The organism is Cryobacterium sp. M25 (assembly GCF_002929635.1).
In the GTDB taxonomy this organism is placed as follows: domain Bacteria; phylum Actinomycetota; class Actinomycetes; order Actinomycetales; family Microbacteriaceae; genus Cryobacterium; species Cryobacterium sandaracinum.
On the sequence record NZ_PJJU01000052.1, the window covers coordinates 116,669 to 132,755 of the forward strand.

Below are 16,087 nucleotides of genomic sequence, written 5' to 3' on the forward strand. Positions count from 1 at the left end.
TTTTGCCCATATCGGGCCCGAACACGACGGAATGCCTGTTTTCGACGAGAATCTCCGTCGAATTGGTTCGCCGCCTCTCATCTAGTCCTGGCCGGCCGGATGATATATGATCCGAGAAGCGATAATAGAACTTTGTGTTCGATTATCGAACACGTCAGGACATGCACGCTACGACAGTGACGTCCGATTCACCCACGCAGAGCCCACAAAGAAGTGAGGAAGCCGTGCAGTTTCACCACCACGGATACGTGTCCACCGATCCTCGCATCCAGGATGCCGCCGGGGTCGGCCTCAATCGCCCGGGCGAGCTCCCCGAGAACGTCGACGTTCTCATCGTCGGAACGGGCCCAGCCGGCATGATCACCGCCGCGCAGCTCTCCCAGTTCCCCGGCATCACGACCCGCATCGTCGAGCGCCGCGGTGAGCGCCTCGCAATCGGGCAAGCCGACGGCATCCAGGCCCGCAGCGTCGAGACCTTCCACGCGTTCGGTTTCGCGGAACGCATCATCGCCGAGGCCTACCGCATCACCGAAATGGCCTTCTGGACACCGGACCCCGCCGACGTGACCCGCATCATCCGTTCGGCCCGTGCCGTGGACGACCCCACCGGCATCAGCGAATTCCCGCACCTGATCGTCAACCAGGCGCGTGTTCTCGACTACTTCGCCGAGGTGATGGCGCACTCCCCCACGCGAATGGAGCCGGATTTCGGCTTCGATTTCCGTAGCCTGGAGAACACCGACGAGGGCGAGTATCCCGTCACGGTGACGCTCGTGCACACCACCGGGGAGAAGCAGGGCCAGGAACGCGTCGTGCACGCCAAGTACGTGGTGGGCGCCGACGGTGCCCGCAGCGCTGTGCGCGACTCGATCGGCTGTACGCTCGCCGGCGACCAGGCATTCCACGCCTGGGGCGTGATGGACGTGCTCGCGGTCACCGACTTCCCGGACATCCGCATGAAGTGCGCAATCCAGTCCGAATCCGGCGGCAACATCCTGCTCATCCCGCGCGAGGGCGGATACCTGTTCCGCATGTATGTGGATCTCGGCGAGGTGGCCGCTGACGACAACGGGGCAGTGCGCACGACGACGATCGAGGAGATCATCGCGAAGGCCAACGGCATCCTCCACCCGTATACCCTCGACGTGAAGAATGTCTCCTGGCACAGCGTGTACGAGGTCGCCCATCGTCTCACCGATCGGTTCGACGACCTCCTCCCCCACGAGATCGGCACACGCACCCCGCGGGTGTTCATCACCGGGGACGCCTGCCACACACACAGCGCCAAGGCCGGCCAGGGCATGAACGTGTCGATGCAGGACGGCTTCAACCTGGCCTGGAAACTCGGCTACGTGATCGAAGGCCGCAGCCCCGAATCCCTGCTTGGTACCTACTCTGCCGAGCGCCAGGTCATCGCGAAGAACCTGATCGATTTCGACAAGACCTGGTCGACCCTGATGGCGACGAAGTCGGAGGACCTGGAAGTTCCACTGGAGGAGTTCTATACGAAGACGGCCGAGTTCCCGTCGGGTTTCATGACGGAATACGCGCCGTCGATGCTGACCGGCGAGGCAACACACCAGCACCTCGCCACGGGATTTCCGCTCGGCAAGCGCTTTAAGTCCGCCCCGGTGGTGCGCGTCGGCGACGCCAACCCCGTGCAGCTCGGACACCACCACCGCGCCGACGGCCGGTGGCGCCTGTACGCGTTCGCGGATGCCGCTGTGTCCGGCGATGCCTCGGCGCTGACCGAGTGGGCCGAGTGGATCCGCACCTCACTCGAGTCGCCGCTGCTCGCGTACACCCCCACCGGGAGCGACATCGACAGTGTCTTCGACGTCAAGGTGGTCTACCAGCAAGAGCACACCGGGGTGGACATCGGCCGGGCTCCGGGCGTTTTCCTGCCGATAACAGGCCCCTTTGAGCTGATCGACTACGAAAAGCTCTATGCAACCGACCCGGCGCACGACATCTTCGAGCTGCGCGGGATCGACCGCGGCGGTGCCGTCGTGGTGGTGCGCCCGGACATGTATGTGGCGAACGTGCTGCCGCTGACCGCGACCGCTGAGCTCGCGGCGTTCTTCCGACAGATGTTGCTGGTGCGGTAGCCGCTCCTGCGGTAGCCGCTCCTGCGGACACCTGAGGCCGCGAGAGCGGGTGACTCGTCGCTTTGAGCAGCGCTGTTCGACGATTCACCCGCTCTCGCAGCTAGTCGGCGGACGGCCTCTGCCGCTGCTTCTTGGTGGCCGACCGCTGTTGCTTCGCGGCGAGGTGCCTTCGGCCCGAACCACGAGTGGGTTTGGTCGGCCGGCGGATGGGCGCATCGGGAGCCAGGCCCGCGGCCACGATGTCGGCGAGCTTCGCCAGAGCGAGCTCGCGGTTGCGCAGCTGGGAGCGCCGCTCGGACGCGGTCACGGTGATCGCCCCGTCGACGAGGCGTTTGGCGAGGCGGGTGAGCAGGCGCATCCGCTGGTCGTCGGAAAGCGTCTCCGACTCGGCAACGCTCCAGATGAGCTCGACGCGGCTGTCGGAGGTGTTCACGTGCTGGCCGCCCGGCCCTGACGACCGCGAGAACCGCCAGCCGAGTTCGCGCTCGGGAATGGTCAGCGCGGTCGACACCTCCAGATCCATGTGACCAGCGTGACACGATCTTGGGGTTGGTGTCGGCTGGAGTGCTCCGGTGGCCAAGCAACACCGTGATCGCGTCTGTCGAACTGTGGGGGCACTGTGCGCCCGGGTGGTGGCGGACGAAGCCACGTCCCTAGGAGGCGGCGGTGACCCGATTTCGGGAACGCACGTTGACGCTGGTCGAGCCCGCCGCGACCGGTGAGCGGTTGGCCGGGTTCCCTCCCCCAGGCCGCCAGGTGCGGGTGGGGTCGTAGCAGTAGGGTGCCCGGACTTGGGGTGTGCCGCGGATCATGCGGATGTTCCAGCCGGAGGTGTCGATGCTGTGGTGGTGGTACCAGCAGAGCAGTACCCCGTTGGTGATCTCGGTTTTTCCGCCGCGGTACCAGGGGATCACGTGGTGTACTTCGCACCAGGCGGCGGGCACGGTGCAGCCGGGGATGGTGCAGCCGCCGTCGCGGGCGGCGATGGCGCGGCGCTGGGCCCGGTTGAAGAAACGATTCTCGGTGCTGAGGCTGAGGACCTCGTTCCTCAGGCCGAACACGATCTCCTGAAATCCGCCGGCGCAGAGCGCCTGCTTCACACTTGTCAGCGAGATCGGCGCTTCGACGCCGTCGATCCAGCCCACCCCACGGCCCGCGGCCAGGTCGGCCTGGTTGACGTGGATCATGACGGTGGGGGCGGCGCCGCCCATGGTCGGGGTTCCCGCGTCACGGGTGGCGGCCTCGAACACACCGCGGAGGATGTCGGCGCGCTTCTGACCACCGTTACGGTCGTCACTGAGGGCCGCGGCCTCGGCGCCCGGGATCAGCTGCCCGGCCGCCATGCGCGCCTGTTCCTTGGCCGTGGGGAATGCCGGCGCCGCGTGAGCGGAGAGATACGTGTCGAAGATGGCGTTCATGATGCCGCGGAGCTCCGACGTGACGCCGCCGCGAAGCGGGTAGAGGCCGTCGCGGAAGAGCCCGAAGCCCACAGTGCTGCGGGCTTCGGCGACGGGCTCGTTCGGGGCGGTGCCGTCGGGATCGAGGCGAGCCTGCCACTGCCCCGCCATACCCCGCACCAGGTCCGCAGGAAACGCGAACCCCTCACCCGGCAGGCCCTGGGTCTCGTCGGTGACGGCGCCGGTCGCGCTGGCCACCAGGGCGCGCTCGGCGGTGCCGAGGTCGTCGGGCGCGACCCGGGCCGCGACCTGGTCGAGGGCCGTGACGATGTTCTCGGCCGCGTCGACGCCGAGGTCCCCGGCGGTGAGGGCATCGGCCACGGCCGGGTAGTAGGGCGGCAGCATGCTGGTGCCCGCCCGGCGGGCGGTCACGTTCTCGCCCAGGCGCACCCGCCGGTTCGCCTCACGAGAAGAGACGCGGGTCAGACGAGTGATCAGGTCGATGCCGCTGCTGGCCCCGTTCTTATCCGCCAGGGACTCATGGCCCAGGATGCGCCGGGACCGCACCGCAATATCGGCGGCAGAGGCAACCCTGGCCGCATCGACCCGACGGCCGAGGTCTTCAACCGTGCCCAGCACCATCATCGCGTCCGCCTCGCCCAGGAGGGAAAAGGACACCGAATCCAGCACGGCCGCGGCCAGATCACGCGCCTGCTGCAGCTGCTGCACAAGGGGTGACTGTGTACGGGGTGCCTGCGCGAGGGGTGCCTGCACGAGGGAAGGCACCGCCTGCGGTGAGGCGGTGGGGTGGTGCGGAGTGGGGGCTCCAGCCATGCCTCAATAGTAGACGTATACGAATGTACAGTCAAGAGCTTCTGCACGGATATCGAAAGTAATTCGGTCGGCGCGGTGCCGTGGTGTTGGCTACGCACCGGCATCCGTTGCTGTGATCTCAGGCACCCGGGCTCCCTAACGAATTCGACGGAGATTTTACCGATTTCGAGCCCAAACGGATGCTGTGGGCCGGTTCTGAGCAAAATCTCCGTCGAATTCGTTCGGCCGATGGCCACCGGTTGGAAGCTTCGCGATGGGTTGGGAGGTTGGGGCGCCTTCAGGCTGAGCCAGCAGCAGCAACAGCAACGGCAACCTCAGCCTGCAGCGGAAGCGCCCGGACGCTCTCGAAGCGGCGCAACTCCCCGTCGATCGGATCGGTGAAGGTCACCTCGCTCGCCAGGAGCTGCAGCGGGCGGGTGAAATCGTCGAGCGCGACATCCTGAACGACCGGGTACACCGGGTCATCGATGATGGGGATCCCTAGGCCCAGCATGTGCATCCGCAGCTGATGGGTCTTTCCGGTGCGCGGCGTCAGCCGATAGACGCCCGTGTGCTCCAGAACGGTCTCCAGCTCGATCAGCGACTCGGCATTGGCCGGGTCGTCGGTCACCTCGGCCTGCCAGTGGCCGCACCTGCTCGTGAGGTGGTTGCGCACGGTGACGGGCAAATCCAGATCCGGCCGCAGCGGGGCCAGCGCCCGGTAGGTCTTTTCGACCTCGCCGCGTTGGAACATCGATTGATACTCCCCACGCCAGCGCCGCTCCGTCGCCAGAACCACGAGGCCCGATGTCACCCGATCCAGGCGATGCAACGGCGAGAGCTCGGGAAGTCCCAACTCGGCGCGCAAGCGCACCACCACACTCTGTACAACGTGTCGGCCGCGCGGAATGGTCGAGAGAAAGGCCGGCTTGTCGATCACGACGAGTCGGGCATCCCGATGCACCACGTGGATGGTCCCGGGCACGACTGTCTCATCGGCGAGATCGCGATGAAACCAGACAAAGGTACGCGGGCCATAGGGGTCGCTGCCCACGACCAGCGCGCCCGACTGATAGGCGAAGCGTTCCCCGGCCAGAAAGCCGGCGACATCGACGAACTCGGCGAGTCGCTCGAGCAACCACGCACCCATGGTCGGCCACGGATGCGGCCCGGCCCGGCCCCCATCCGGCGTGCATACCCAGGCAGCGTCAAGCCCGTGGCGCTGTGGCAACGGGGAGGGCGGTGGCATTCACCGATCGTACGCCGCCCGGCAACCGCTCCACCAACTCGGAGACACCGGCGGCGAGCCGAAGCACATGACTGCGAAACCCTACAGGTAGTATGTGAATCGCACCCCAACCACTAGATGTGGTTCTTTCGCCCGACTCAGCGTCCCGCCCGATTGCCGTGGGTACCAACCCCAAGGAGATGGCAGCGCGTGCTGAAAATGGAAAACCCCGGCGCAGGAAACCTCACGACCGAGCATGCTCTGGGCGCGCTCATGGTGGCCAAACGGGACGGCCGCCTGCTCGCTTTCGACAACGCCCGCATCTACGGGGCACTGGCCAAGAGCTTCACCGAGGTGAACGGCGAGTTGACCCCGCTCACGCACCGCACCATCCGTGACCTGGTCGCTCGCGTCGACCGCGAGATCGCCTCGCGCTTCGCCGTCGACATCAAGATCTACGAGGTGCAGAACATCGTGGAACACGCCCTGCTGGACAGCAAGGAGTACGACGCCGCCGAGGCCTACATCAATTACCGCATCCAGCGGGACTTCGCCCGCAGCAAGGCCACCGACATCAACCACTCGATCATAAAACTGATCAGCAAAGACGAGTCGGTCGTCAACGAGAACGCCAACAAGGACAGCGACGTCTTCAACACCCAGCGCGACCTGACCGCCGGCGCGGTGGGCAAGGCCATCGGCCTGAAGATGCTGCCCCCGCACGTCGCCAACGCCCACCAGAAGGGCGACCTGCACTTCCACGACCTCGACTACCACCCCTACGCGCCGATGACGAACTGCTGCCTGATCGACTTCACGACGATGCTGAGCCAGGGCTTCCGAATCGGCAACGCCGACGTCAACCCGCCCCGGTCGATCCAGACGGCGACGGCCCAGATCTCGCAGATCATCGCCAACGTGTCGTCGAGCCAGTACGGCGGATGCTCGGGGAACCGCATCGACGAAGTTCTCGCCCCCTACGCCGAGAAGAACCTCGAAAAGCACCTGGTCGACGCAGGCAAGTGGATCGCGGATAAGTCGCAGCACCGGTCCTATGCCGAGGAGAAGACCCTCAAGGACATCTACGACGCGATGCAGAGCCTCGAATACGAGATCAACACCCTGTTCACCTCGAACGGGCAGACCCCCTTCACCTCCCTGGGCTTCGGCCTCGGCACCAGCTGGTTCGAGCGAGAAATCCAGAAGGCGATCCTACAGATCCGGATCGAGGGGCTCGGCAGTGAGAAGCGCACGGCGATTTTCCCGAAACTGATCTTCACCATCAAGCGCGGCCTCAACCTTGCACCGACCGACCCGAATTACGACATCAAGCAGCTTGCGCTGGAATGTTCCACCAAACGCATGTACCCCGACATCCTCAACTACGACAAGATCGTCGAACTCACCGGCAGCTTCAAGGTGCCGATGGGCTGCCGCTCGTTCCTGCAGGGCTGGACCGACGAGCAGGGCAACGACGTCTCCGAGGGTCGGATGAATCTCGGAGTCGTGACGCTCAACCTGCCCCGGATCGCCCTCGAGGCCGCCGGTGACAAGGACAAGTTCTGGAGCATCCTCGCCGAACGGGTGAGCACGGCGCGCGACGCCCTGCTCTTCAGAATCGACCGGTGCAAGGAAGCGACCCCGGAGAACGCCCCGATCCTCTACATCTACGGCGCCTTCGGCCAACACCTGAATGCCGGTCAGCCCGTCGACACCCTTTTCAAGAACAAGCGTGCCACCGTTTCCCTCGGCTACATCGGCCTCTACGAAGTGGCCGCGGCCTTTTACGGCGGTGACTGGGAGTCCAATCCCGAGGCGAAGGACTTCACCGTCGAGATCCTGCGCACGCTCCATGGGCGCACCCAGGAGTGGAGCACCGAGTACGGCTACCAGTTCAGCGTGTACTCGACGCCGAGCGAGAGCCTGACCGACCGGTTCTGCCGACTCGACACGGCGAAGTTCGGCGCCGTGGCAAACCTCACCGACAAGGACTACTACACCAACAGCTTCCACTACGACGTGCGCAAGAGCCCGACGCCGTTCGAGAAGCTGGACTTCGAGAAGGTCTACCCGGCGTACTCCTCCGGCGGGTTCATCCACTACTGCGAATACCCGATCCTGCAGCAGAACCCCAAGGCACTCGAGGCGGTGTGGGACTACTCCTACGATCGCGTCGGCTATCTGGGCACCAACACTCCGATCGACCGGTGCTACGCCTGTGGCTTCTCGGGCGACTTCGACGCCACCGCGCGCGGGTTCGAGTGCCCCGAGTGCCACAACGCCGACCCGATGACCTGCGATGTCGTCAAGCGCACCTGTGGCTACCTCGGCAACCCGCAGGCCCGCCCGATGGTGCACGGCCGGCACACCGAGATCACCTCCCGGGTCAAGCACATGCCGGGCGCCACCGGCATCCGTGGGGCGGATGCCGCGGCATCCGTCGCCGAGGATGCGTAACCCCCGGCCCGGCGAGTGGCTGTCGGAGAAACTGAGCCAGCGGTACGTCGGCGACTACAAGCCCTTCGTCTTCGTCGACGGCGAGGGGGTGCGGTGCAGCCTGTACCTGTCCGGTTGCCTGTTCGCCTGTGAGGGCTGTTTCAACGAGGCCACCTGGAGTTTTCGCTACGGGCAGCCGTACACCCAGGAACTTGAAGATCGGATCCTGGCCGATCTCGGCCAGGAGTACGTACAGGGCCTCACCCTCCTCGGCGGGGAGCCGTTCCTCAACACAGGGGTGTGCCTGGCCCTCCTCGACCGCGTGCGCCGGGAGCTCGGCACGTCGAAGGATGTGTGGTGCTGGACCGGCTACACGTTCGAAGAACTGTTGCGGGAGAGTGCGGACAAGCTGGCCCTTCTCGGCACGATCGACGTTCTGGTCGACGGTCGGTTCGAACTGGCCAAGCGCGACCTCAAACTGCAGTTCCGGGGCAGCAGCAACCAGCGGATCATCGACGTTCAGGAGTCCCTGGCCAGTAAACAGGTGACGCTGTGGGGCGGGCTCACGGACGCGACCGGCACCTTCGAACAGATCGAGAAACGGAACCTGATCTAGGTCAGAACAGCGGCCAGGGCACCGCGGGCATGTCGCCGCGCGGCGCAGGGAACCGCCCTTCAGAGCGCAACCGGTCGCAGCGTGCAGCCAGTGCGGCGATCTCGGCGTCGGTGAGCAACCCGGCGAGGATGTCGCCGAGCTCGCCGGTCAGCTGCGCACTGACCCGGTCGATCCCGTCCAGCTCGTCGGCGATGAGCTCGTCGCCCAGCCAGCCCCAGAGCACGGTGCGCAACTTATGGTCGATATGAAAGGTGAGGCCGTGGTCGATGCCGTGACGGTGCCCGTCCGGCATCGCCAGGATGTGGTCGCCCTTGCGATCGGCGTTGTTCACGACGATGTCGAACACGGCCATGCGTCGCATCGCGGCCGAGTCCTCATGGATGAGGGTCACCGCACGATTGTGCTCGTCCCGGCCGTCGAAGACGCGACGCCAGCCCGGGGTCGGCGCGGCTTCCCACGGGACGAGGTCGACGGCATCCTGATCGGGATCGGTATGCTGCCACAGCTGCACCATCCCCCGGCCCATCGGGCCACCCCGCAGCCAGGTCCGAGGCACGACGTTCCAGCCGAAGGCCTGCGAGACCAGGTAGGCCGCGGCCTCGCGGTTGGCGAGGTTGCCGTCGGGAAAGTCCCACAACGGATTCTCGCCGGCGATGGGCTTGTAGACCACCGTGAACCCGCCGATGGTGCCGAGGAAGGTCGCGTTCGAGGCCGTCGTGATGCGTCCCGTGAGCTCGAGCTCACCGTCGAGCTCACCGTCGAGGGCGGCATCGTGCATCAGGGGCTGCCGGGGAGGGTGCAGGTGTGTCCGTCGGCGTCGATGGGGTTGCCGCAGAGCGGGCAGAGGGGGCGGCCGGCCCCCACCACCTCGCGCGTGCGCTTGGCGAAGGCCCGGGCGGTACCGACGGGCATCCGTACCAGGAGCATCTCCGCCGGCTCCTGCATGATCGCGTCGAGCAGATCCTCGTCGGGCACGTCGTCACTGGCCGGATCGACTTCCACGAGCGGATAGGCCTCAAGCACGACCTGCACGGTCGAGGGGTCCCAGCCCAGGCTCATCCCGCCGGTGCGGAATTCCTCCGCGACGGGCTGATCCAGCGGCTCGTTGTCGACGAGTTCGACGGGGGTGGTGCTTGGGATGCTGAACGGGTTGCCCTCATGGCTCATCAGCTGGTCGAGCATCTCATCGATTTTCTCGGCGAGCAGCGCGGATTGTTGTTTCTCCAGGGCGATGCTCACAATCTGAGCTCCGGTGCGCACCTGCAGGTAGAACGTGCGAGAACCAGGCAGACCGACGGTGCCGATGACGACACGATCCGGCCAGGCAAACTCATGGACGATTGTGGGCATGTGGGTATTTTAGGCGACCGTTGTGTGCGGCGCCTGACCAGCCCCGCCACCCACCGGCGCGTCGGCCAGAGGGGCGCTGGCGCCGAGCCAGGCGAGGTCGCCGGCATCCGTGTTGATGGCGTGCACGCTCGGCCGACTGGTGCCGAAGCGCACGATCGAAACGGATGCCGGACCCACGTTGATGCGCTGAAAGAAGTCGAGGTGCATGCCGAGCGCATCGGCCAGAACGGACTTGATGATGTCGCCGTGGCTGACCGCCACCCACACCGCGCCCGGACCGTGCTCGGCCTCGAACGCCGCATCGTGACGACGGATGGCGGCGACCGACCGGGCCTGCATGGTCGCCATCGACTCTCCGCCGGGAAAGGTGACGGCCGACGGCTGAGACTGCACTGACGACCAGAGCTTCTCCTTGGCGAGATCGCCGAGGGCTTGGCCCTGCCACTCACCGTAATCGCACTCGGTGATGTCCTCCTCCACCGGCGTCACGAGCGAGCCGGCCTGGTGGTCCAGGATGAACTGAGATGTCTGCCGGCAGCGCTCCAGAGGACTCGACACCACGCCGACCAGCGGCACCACGGCCAGGCGCTTGGCCGTGAGGGCGGCCTGGTCCTGCCCGATCTGGTCGAGCCGAACGCCGGCAGCGCGGCCGGCCAGCATTCCGGTGGCATTTGCGGTGGTGCGGCCGTGCCGCACGAGGATGACTGTGGCCATGGGTACAGCCTAGACAGGCAGGGTGGGAACGGAGCCCGGCCAGACGATCTGATGCTTGAGGAAGCCGGATGTCACGTCGCGTCCTCCAAGCTGACCGCCGGCACCGTCCACGCGGTGCAGTCAGCTGGACTCTCCGTGACTCAGCCGGTCGGGTCGGTGATGAACCCCTCGTCGATCATCCAGGCATAGGCCACATCAGCGGGTTCCTTCCCGTCAACGTCAACCTGACGGTTCATGCCGCGCAGAACCTTGTCGGTGAGCTTGGGCGAAATCCGGGCGAAGATCTCTTCCAGGCCGGGGGTGGCCTCGATCGACTCGGTGAAGAAGACCGGCGCGACGTTGTACGCAGGGAAAAACGCGAGATCGTCGATCAGAACTGTGAGGTCGAGCGCGTCGAGTCGACCGTCGGTCGTGAAAACCTCGCCGAAGTTGCAGGCCCCGTCGTCGGTCGCGCTGTAGATCGCACCGGTGTCGTAGATTCCGATGTTGCCATTGGGCACCCCGTCAGCGGCGCCACGTTCGAGTCCGTAGTGGGCGAGCATGGGGTTCATGCCGTCCGGCCGGGAGTTGAATTCGGATTCGACGCAGAAAGTGCGATCCTCGACCGGCAACGCGGCGAGTTCGGACATGGTCGTGATGCCGCCGAGCTCGGCGACCGCCTCACTGCGCACAGCCAGGGCGTAGGTGTTATTCATCGGGGCCGGTGCACCCCAGGTGATGCCGTTCTGGATGTCGATGTCATACACGGCTTGCCACATTTTGTCTTGGTCGGCGATCGACTCGTCCTGACCGAGGTAGGTCAGCCACGCGGTTCCGGTGTATTCCCAGAGCACGTCGGCCTGACCAGAAAGAATCAGCTCGCGGGTCGGCTGGCTGCCGGGCAGATTGCTGAGGTCTGTGACGTCGAATCCCGCGGCGGTCCCGGCGAGCACCGCGATCTTGCCGAGCAGTAGCTGCTCCGTGAAGTTCTTGGACGTGACCGTGAGGTCGACGCCCTCGGCGCCCTCGAGCGGGGTGATCGACCCAGGTCCGACCGCGGGAACGTACGAGGTTGCCGGCTTCAGGCCGCAACCGGTCAGAGCGACTGCGGACAGGGTGAGGAGACCGGCTGCCACCCCCCAGCGGCCGAGGGACGTGAGGCGGGCGCGAGAAGACGAGCGATACATCTAGAGTCCCTTCGGGCGGGCGATGTGTTCCACAACGCGGCCGACCCAGTCGATGAGCAGGGCGAGCAGAGCCACGAGCAGCGCTCCGGTGACGAGCACGGGGGTGAGGCTGAGATTGACGCCCGTAGTGATCAGGATGCCGAGTCCGCCGCCGTTGACGAACGTGGCCAGGGCCGCGGTGCCCACCAGCAGAACGAGAGCGGTGCGCACGCCCGACAGCATGACCGGAACGGCGAGCGGGAGCTCCACCCGAAACAATACGGCGGCGGAGCTCATGCCCATGCCTCGTCCGGCCTCGATGAGGCGGGCGTCGACCTGCTGCAGGCCCACCATGGTGTTGCGCAGCACCGGAAGCGCGGCGTAGAGCACGAGACTCAGCGTCGCGGCCCAGAAGCCGAAGCCGACCCAGAACGCGAGCAGCACGACGACGCCGATCGCGGGGGCCGCCTGACCGAAGTTGGCGATGGCGAGCACCGGAGCGGTCAGAAACCGCAAGGGTCTGCGGGTCAGGGCGATTCCCAAGGGAATCGCGATGACCAACACGATCACCGCGGCGAGCAGGGTGAGCTGGATGTGCTCCACCGTGTAGACCCAGAGCGCGCCGGGAGCGAGGGTGGTGAGCACGATCGGCGACAGGTTGGCCGTCAGCAGCCAGATCACGAGCGCCAGGAACGCGAGCAGGATGCCGGCCAGCTGGTAGACCAGTCCCCGCCAGGATCGCCACACCGTGCGCGCACGGCTGACCGGTACGCCGGTCGCAGTCGGGTCGCCCGGCGTTTCAACGGCGGAATCGCCGCCGGCAAGGCCCGCCTCTGTATGCGGGGTGCGGGTACTCACTGAACGGACCGCGCGTCAGCGCCGTTGGGATCGGTCTCGATCAGGTCTGCCTCGGCGGCAGACACCTGCGCCTGGAACAGGCCGGTGTTCAGCCCGACGGGGGCTTGGTCTGACTCAAGCACGGCAGCGGACTGTGACCGGGTGATGGCGTCCATCACGGTTTGAACGTCGATGACGCCCTTGAACATGTCGCGGCGGCCCGTGACGAGCGCGGCCCCGGCGCTCGAGACGAGCATCGTGTCGAGCGCGTCATTGAGCGTGGCCCGCTTGCCGACGAGCGGAAGTTTCGGGTCGGGAACGTCGCTGATGACCTCGAGGCGGCCGAGCTGGCGCGCGGAGAGCCACTGGATGGGTCGGCGACGCTCATCGACGATGACCGCGTGGCCGTGGCCGGTCTCGACGACGCGGGCCAGCACATCCGCTGCCCGTTCACCGGGTTTGCCCACGACGGCGTCGCTGAGGCTGACCTCCGCCACCCGGGTCAGGGTGAGCTGTTTGAGGCCGGCGCCGGACCCGATGAAGTTTTCGACGAACTCGTTGGCCGGGTCGCCGAGGATGCGTTCCGGAGTGTCGTACTGCACGAGCTGGGCACCCTCGTTGAAGATGGCGATCCAGTCGCCGAGCTTGACGGCCTCGTCGAAGTCGTGGGTGACGCAGACGATGGTCTTCTGCAATTCTTCCTGGATGTTGAGCAGTTCGTCCTGCAGGCGCAGTCGGGTGATCGGGTCGACGGCGCCGAAGGGCTCGTCCATCAGAAGCACGGGAGGGTCGGCCGCGAGGGCGCGCGCCACGCCGACGCGTTGCTGCTGGCCGCCGGAGAGCTCCTTGGGGTATCGGTCGCGGTAGAGCGCCGGGTCGAGGGAAACAAGCTCGAGAAGCTCGTCGACGCGGGCCGCGATGCGGGCCTTGTCCCAGCCGAGCATCTTCGGCACGATGCCGATGTTGGTGGCGACCGTCATGTGCGGGAAAAGTCCTCCGGCCTGAATGACATAGCCGATGCCTCGGCGCAGGGTGTCGCCGTTCATGTCGGTGACGTCGTCGCCATCGACGACGATGCGACCCTCGGTCGGTTCGATGAGCCGGTTGATCATCTTGAGGGTCGTGGTCTTGCCGCAGCCCGAGGGACCGACGAGCATCACGATCTTGCCGGCCGGGATCTCCATGGTGAGACCGTCGACGGCGGGGCGCGCCTGGCCGGGAAACCGCTTGGTGACGTGGTCCAACAGGATGCTTGCACCGGTGATGCCGGTGGGGGTGACGGATTCTTCGGTGCTGCTGGATTCAGCAGGGTTGGATGCAATGTACTCAGACACGGATACCTCGAGGTGTGGTCAGGCGGCCGAGGCCGACGAGAAGGAGATCAAGAATAAGGGCGAGCACGACAACGCCGATGACGCCCGTCAGCACTGACTCGAGGGAGTTGGCGCCGCCGAGTCGGGATAGGCCGGAGAAGATAAATCCACCCAGGCCCGGGCCGAGGGAGTATGCGGCGATCGCGGCGACACCCATGACCATCTGAGCGGATACCCGAACGCCCGTGAGGATGATCGGCCAGGCGATCGGCAGTTCCACCTGCAGGAGCGTGCGAAACCGGCTCATGCCGATGCCGCGGGCGGATTCAACGATCGATGGAGCGATACCCGACAGGCCCACGACCGCGTTCCGCAAAATGGGCAGCGTGGCGAAGAACGCCACCACGACGACGGCCGGAAGGACACCGAAGCCGAGCGGCGCGATGAGCAGTCCGATGAAGGCAAACGACGGGATGGTCAGGCCGATGGCCGACACCGAGTTGGCGATCCCGGTGAGCGCGGAACTGCGGTAGACGAGCGAAGCCAGCACGACGGCGATGACTGTCGCCAGGATCAGGCACTGAACGACAAGGCTGAAATGCTGCCAACTGCTGAATAGGATCTGCTCATACTGATCCCCTAGAAAGTCCAACACATCAAAACCTCTTCGAGTCGAGAACACACCGATTCACCGCCACCGGCACGGGCGCAACGGGAGGCGCGGATGCCGAACTGGATGGGGACGCAGGCTGTGAGCCTTTGGTGAGGGCTGCTGAGTATTCTCGCACGGCCACCCCCCTATCGCCGCAGCGAGATATAACGGACCGGTGTGCGCCTGACTGACCGACGGGATGCTCCTCTAGGGTGTGAACACCGTTTACGTCAGGAAGCAGCTGAATGAATTTCGATCTCGCAGGCAAGACAGCCCTCGTCACCGGCGCCAGCTCGGGCATCGGCAGTCACTTCGCCCGAGCCTTCGCCGCGACGGGGACGAGCCTCATTCTGGTGGCCCGCCGAACCGAGAAATTGGAGGCTCTCGCATCCGAATTGCGCAAGCAGAACGGGATCGACGTCCACGTCATTTCGCAGGACCTGAGCGAGCCCGGTGCGGCCGCCGCGGTCGAGCACCAACTCCTCGACCAGCAGATCACCGTTGATGTTCTCGTGAACAACGCCGGCTTTGGAACCAATGCGCGCCTGGTCGACGAAGACCGAGCCCGCCTTCACTCGGAAATCGCTCTGAACGTCAGCACGCTGGTCGACCTGACGGCTGCCTTCCTGCCGGGCATGGTGGCCCGAGACTCGGGCATCATCGTGAACATCGCCAGCACCTCGGCGTACCAGCCCGTGCCCGGGATGGCGGTCTACGCAGCCACGAAGGCGTTCGTCCTATCGTTCACCGAGGCCGTCTGGGGCGAGACCCACAACACCGGAGTGCGGGTTTTCGCGGTGAGTCCGGGTTCCACCGACACTGAGTTTTTCGACATCGCCGGTTCGCAGTCACCCGGCAAGCGAGTGCCGGCCTCGAATGTCGTCGACGTGACCCTGGCTGCCATCAGCGCCAGAAAATCGGTGCCGTCCGTGGTTGTCGGTGCGCGCAACAGAGTCACCGCATCGCTCGTCGCGTTCATCCCGCGCAGAACGGTGATCACACTTGCCGGTTCGATCTTCCTTCCCCGGGGCTAGCCGATCGGTCTGTGGCTCCCGGAAGGTCAGATCCAGTGCCAGGTCGAGAGCGGATTCGGCCAGGGCACCATCGGCGTGCGGCCCGGTGTCGCCGCCTGGCTCGACCTGACCTCGAAGGAAGGGCACGTGCGCAAAAAGCTCGATGGCGACGTGCTCCCGACGCGTCCGAGCCGACCGTCGCGGTGCGTGCGCGCACCCAGTTCGGCAACATCAGCATCCAGCGCGCGGTGAACTCGGCGCCGAGGAGGTTGTTGCAGCGCCATGCCCGGCCTCGCACCAATTCGACGGAGATTTTGGGTCAGACACCCGTTTTAAGCCTCAACGCGCTGTTTAGAGCAAAATCTCGGCTCCCCTGCTCTATCTGTGGGTGTTTCGGAGCGCCTTAACGGCCGCACGCCGCTTCCTGTCTAGGTTTCTGACTGTCAAAGGAAAGAAACTTTATAG

14 protein-coding genes are annotated in these 16,087 nt (G+C 65.7%); 4 read left to right on the plus strand and 10 right to left on the minus strand.

The annotated features are described in order from the left end of the window. Positions 1–224 precede the first annotated feature (224 nt). Positions 225–2,108: an FAD-binding monooxygenase gene (locus CXY81_RS09305; RefSeq protein WP_104194677.1), complete on the plus strand. Its 1,884-nt coding sequence runs from the start codon at positions 225–227 to the stop codon at positions 2,106–2,108. Positions 2,109–2,208: 100 nt separating this feature from the next. Here the strand turns inward: CXY81_RS09305 and arfB are convergent, their stop codons facing one another. The 3 genes from arfB to CXY81_RS09320 all read right to left on the minus strand — a co-directional run bounded on the left by arfB (position 2,209) and on the right by CXY81_RS09320 (position 5,456). After that, complete coding sequence (gene arfB, locus CXY81_RS09310; RefSeq protein ID WP_104194678.1) at positions 2,209–2,631, minus strand: alternative ribosome rescue aminoacyl-tRNA hydrolase ArfB; 423 nt, start codon at positions 2,629–2,631, stop codon at positions 2,209–2,211. 130 nt (positions 2,632–2,761) lie between these two features. Next, entirely contained in the window at positions 2,762–4,339 is a 1,578-nt protein-coding gene (locus CXY81_RS09315; protein WP_104194679.1) for an HNH endonuclease signature motif containing protein, read from the minus strand. 277 nt (positions 4,340–4,616) lie between these two features. Beyond that, on the minus strand, positions 4,617–5,456 hold the full coding sequence (locus CXY81_RS09320; RefSeq protein WP_233194104.1) for a pseudouridine synthase: 840 nt from the start codon (positions 5,454–5,456) through the stop codon (positions 4,617–4,619). Positions 5,457–5,765: 309 nt separating this feature from the next. Here CXY81_RS09320 and nrdD point away from each other — a divergent pair, with 309 nt between their 5' ends. Together nrdD and nrdG are read left to right on the plus strand one after the other, a co-directional pair. Then, positions 5,766–8,003, plus strand: a complete 2,238-nt coding sequence (gene nrdD, locus CXY81_RS09325; RefSeq protein WP_104194693.1) for an anaerobic ribonucleoside-triphosphate reductase — start codon at positions 5,766–5,768, stop codon at positions 8,001–8,003. After that, positions 7,996–8,598, plus strand: a complete 603-nt coding sequence (gene nrdG, locus CXY81_RS09330; protein ID WP_104194681.1) for an anaerobic ribonucleoside-triphosphate reductase activating protein — start codon at positions 7,996–7,998, stop codon at positions 8,596–8,598. The genes nrdD and nrdG overlap by 8 nt, the downstream gene beginning before the upstream one ends. 1 nt (position 8,599) lies before the next feature. Here the strand turns inward: nrdG and CXY81_RS09335 are convergent, their stop codons facing one another. The 7 genes from CXY81_RS09335 to CXY81_RS09365 all read right to left on the minus strand — a co-directional run bounded on the left by CXY81_RS09335 (position 8,600) and on the right by CXY81_RS09365 (position 14,612). Continuing rightward, a complete protein-coding gene (locus CXY81_RS09335) occupies positions 8,600–9,376 on the minus strand; it encodes an SCO1664 family protein (protein WP_104194682.1) in 777 nt (258 codons plus the stop codon). After that, complete coding sequence (locus CXY81_RS09340; RefSeq protein ID WP_104171182.1) at positions 9,376–9,948, minus strand: DUF3090 domain-containing protein; 573 nt, start codon at positions 9,946–9,948, stop codon at positions 9,376–9,378. Before CXY81_RS09340 ends, CXY81_RS09335 begins: the two co-directional genes overlap by 1 nt. Positions 9,949–9,957: 9 nt before the next feature. Continuing rightward, positions 9,958–10,662: a histidine phosphatase family protein gene (locus CXY81_RS09345; RefSeq protein WP_104171183.1), complete on the minus strand. Its 705-nt coding sequence runs from the start codon at positions 10,660–10,662 to the stop codon at positions 9,958–9,960. 140 nt (positions 10,663–10,802) lie between these two features. After that, entirely contained in the window at positions 10,803–11,828 is a 1,026-nt protein-coding gene (locus tag CXY81_RS09350) for a glycine betaine ABC transporter substrate-binding protein (RefSeq protein ID WP_104194683.1), read from the minus strand. Beyond that, positions 11,829–12,554, minus strand: coding sequence for an ABC transporter permease (locus CXY81_RS09355; protein WP_104101721.1), 726 nt, complete (start codon positions 12,552–12,554; stop codon positions 11,829–11,831). Positions 12,555–12,661: 107 nt separating this feature from the next. Next, the gene (locus CXY81_RS09360) at positions 12,662–13,909 is read right to left on the minus strand and encodes an ATP-binding cassette domain-containing protein (RefSeq protein WP_104194694.1); all 1,248 of its coding nucleotides are present in this window, start codon (positions 13,907–13,909) and stop codon (positions 12,662–12,664) included. 61 nt (positions 13,910–13,970) lie between these two features. Then, positions 13,971–14,612 carry an ABC transporter permease gene (locus CXY81_RS09365; RefSeq protein WP_104101578.1) on the minus strand — a complete coding sequence of 214 codons (642 nt, stop codon included), beginning with the start codon at positions 14,610–14,612 and terminating at the stop codon, positions 13,971–13,973. Positions 14,613–14,854: 242 nt separating this feature from the next. On the opposite strand from CXY81_RS09365, the gene CXY81_RS09370 reads away from it, so the two are divergent. Further along, positions 14,855–15,643: an SDR family oxidoreductase gene (locus tag CXY81_RS09370; protein ID WP_104171186.1), complete on the plus strand. Its 789-nt coding sequence runs from the start codon at positions 14,855–14,857 to the stop codon at positions 15,641–15,643. The last annotated feature ends 444 nt before the right edge of the window (positions 15,644–16,087 follow it).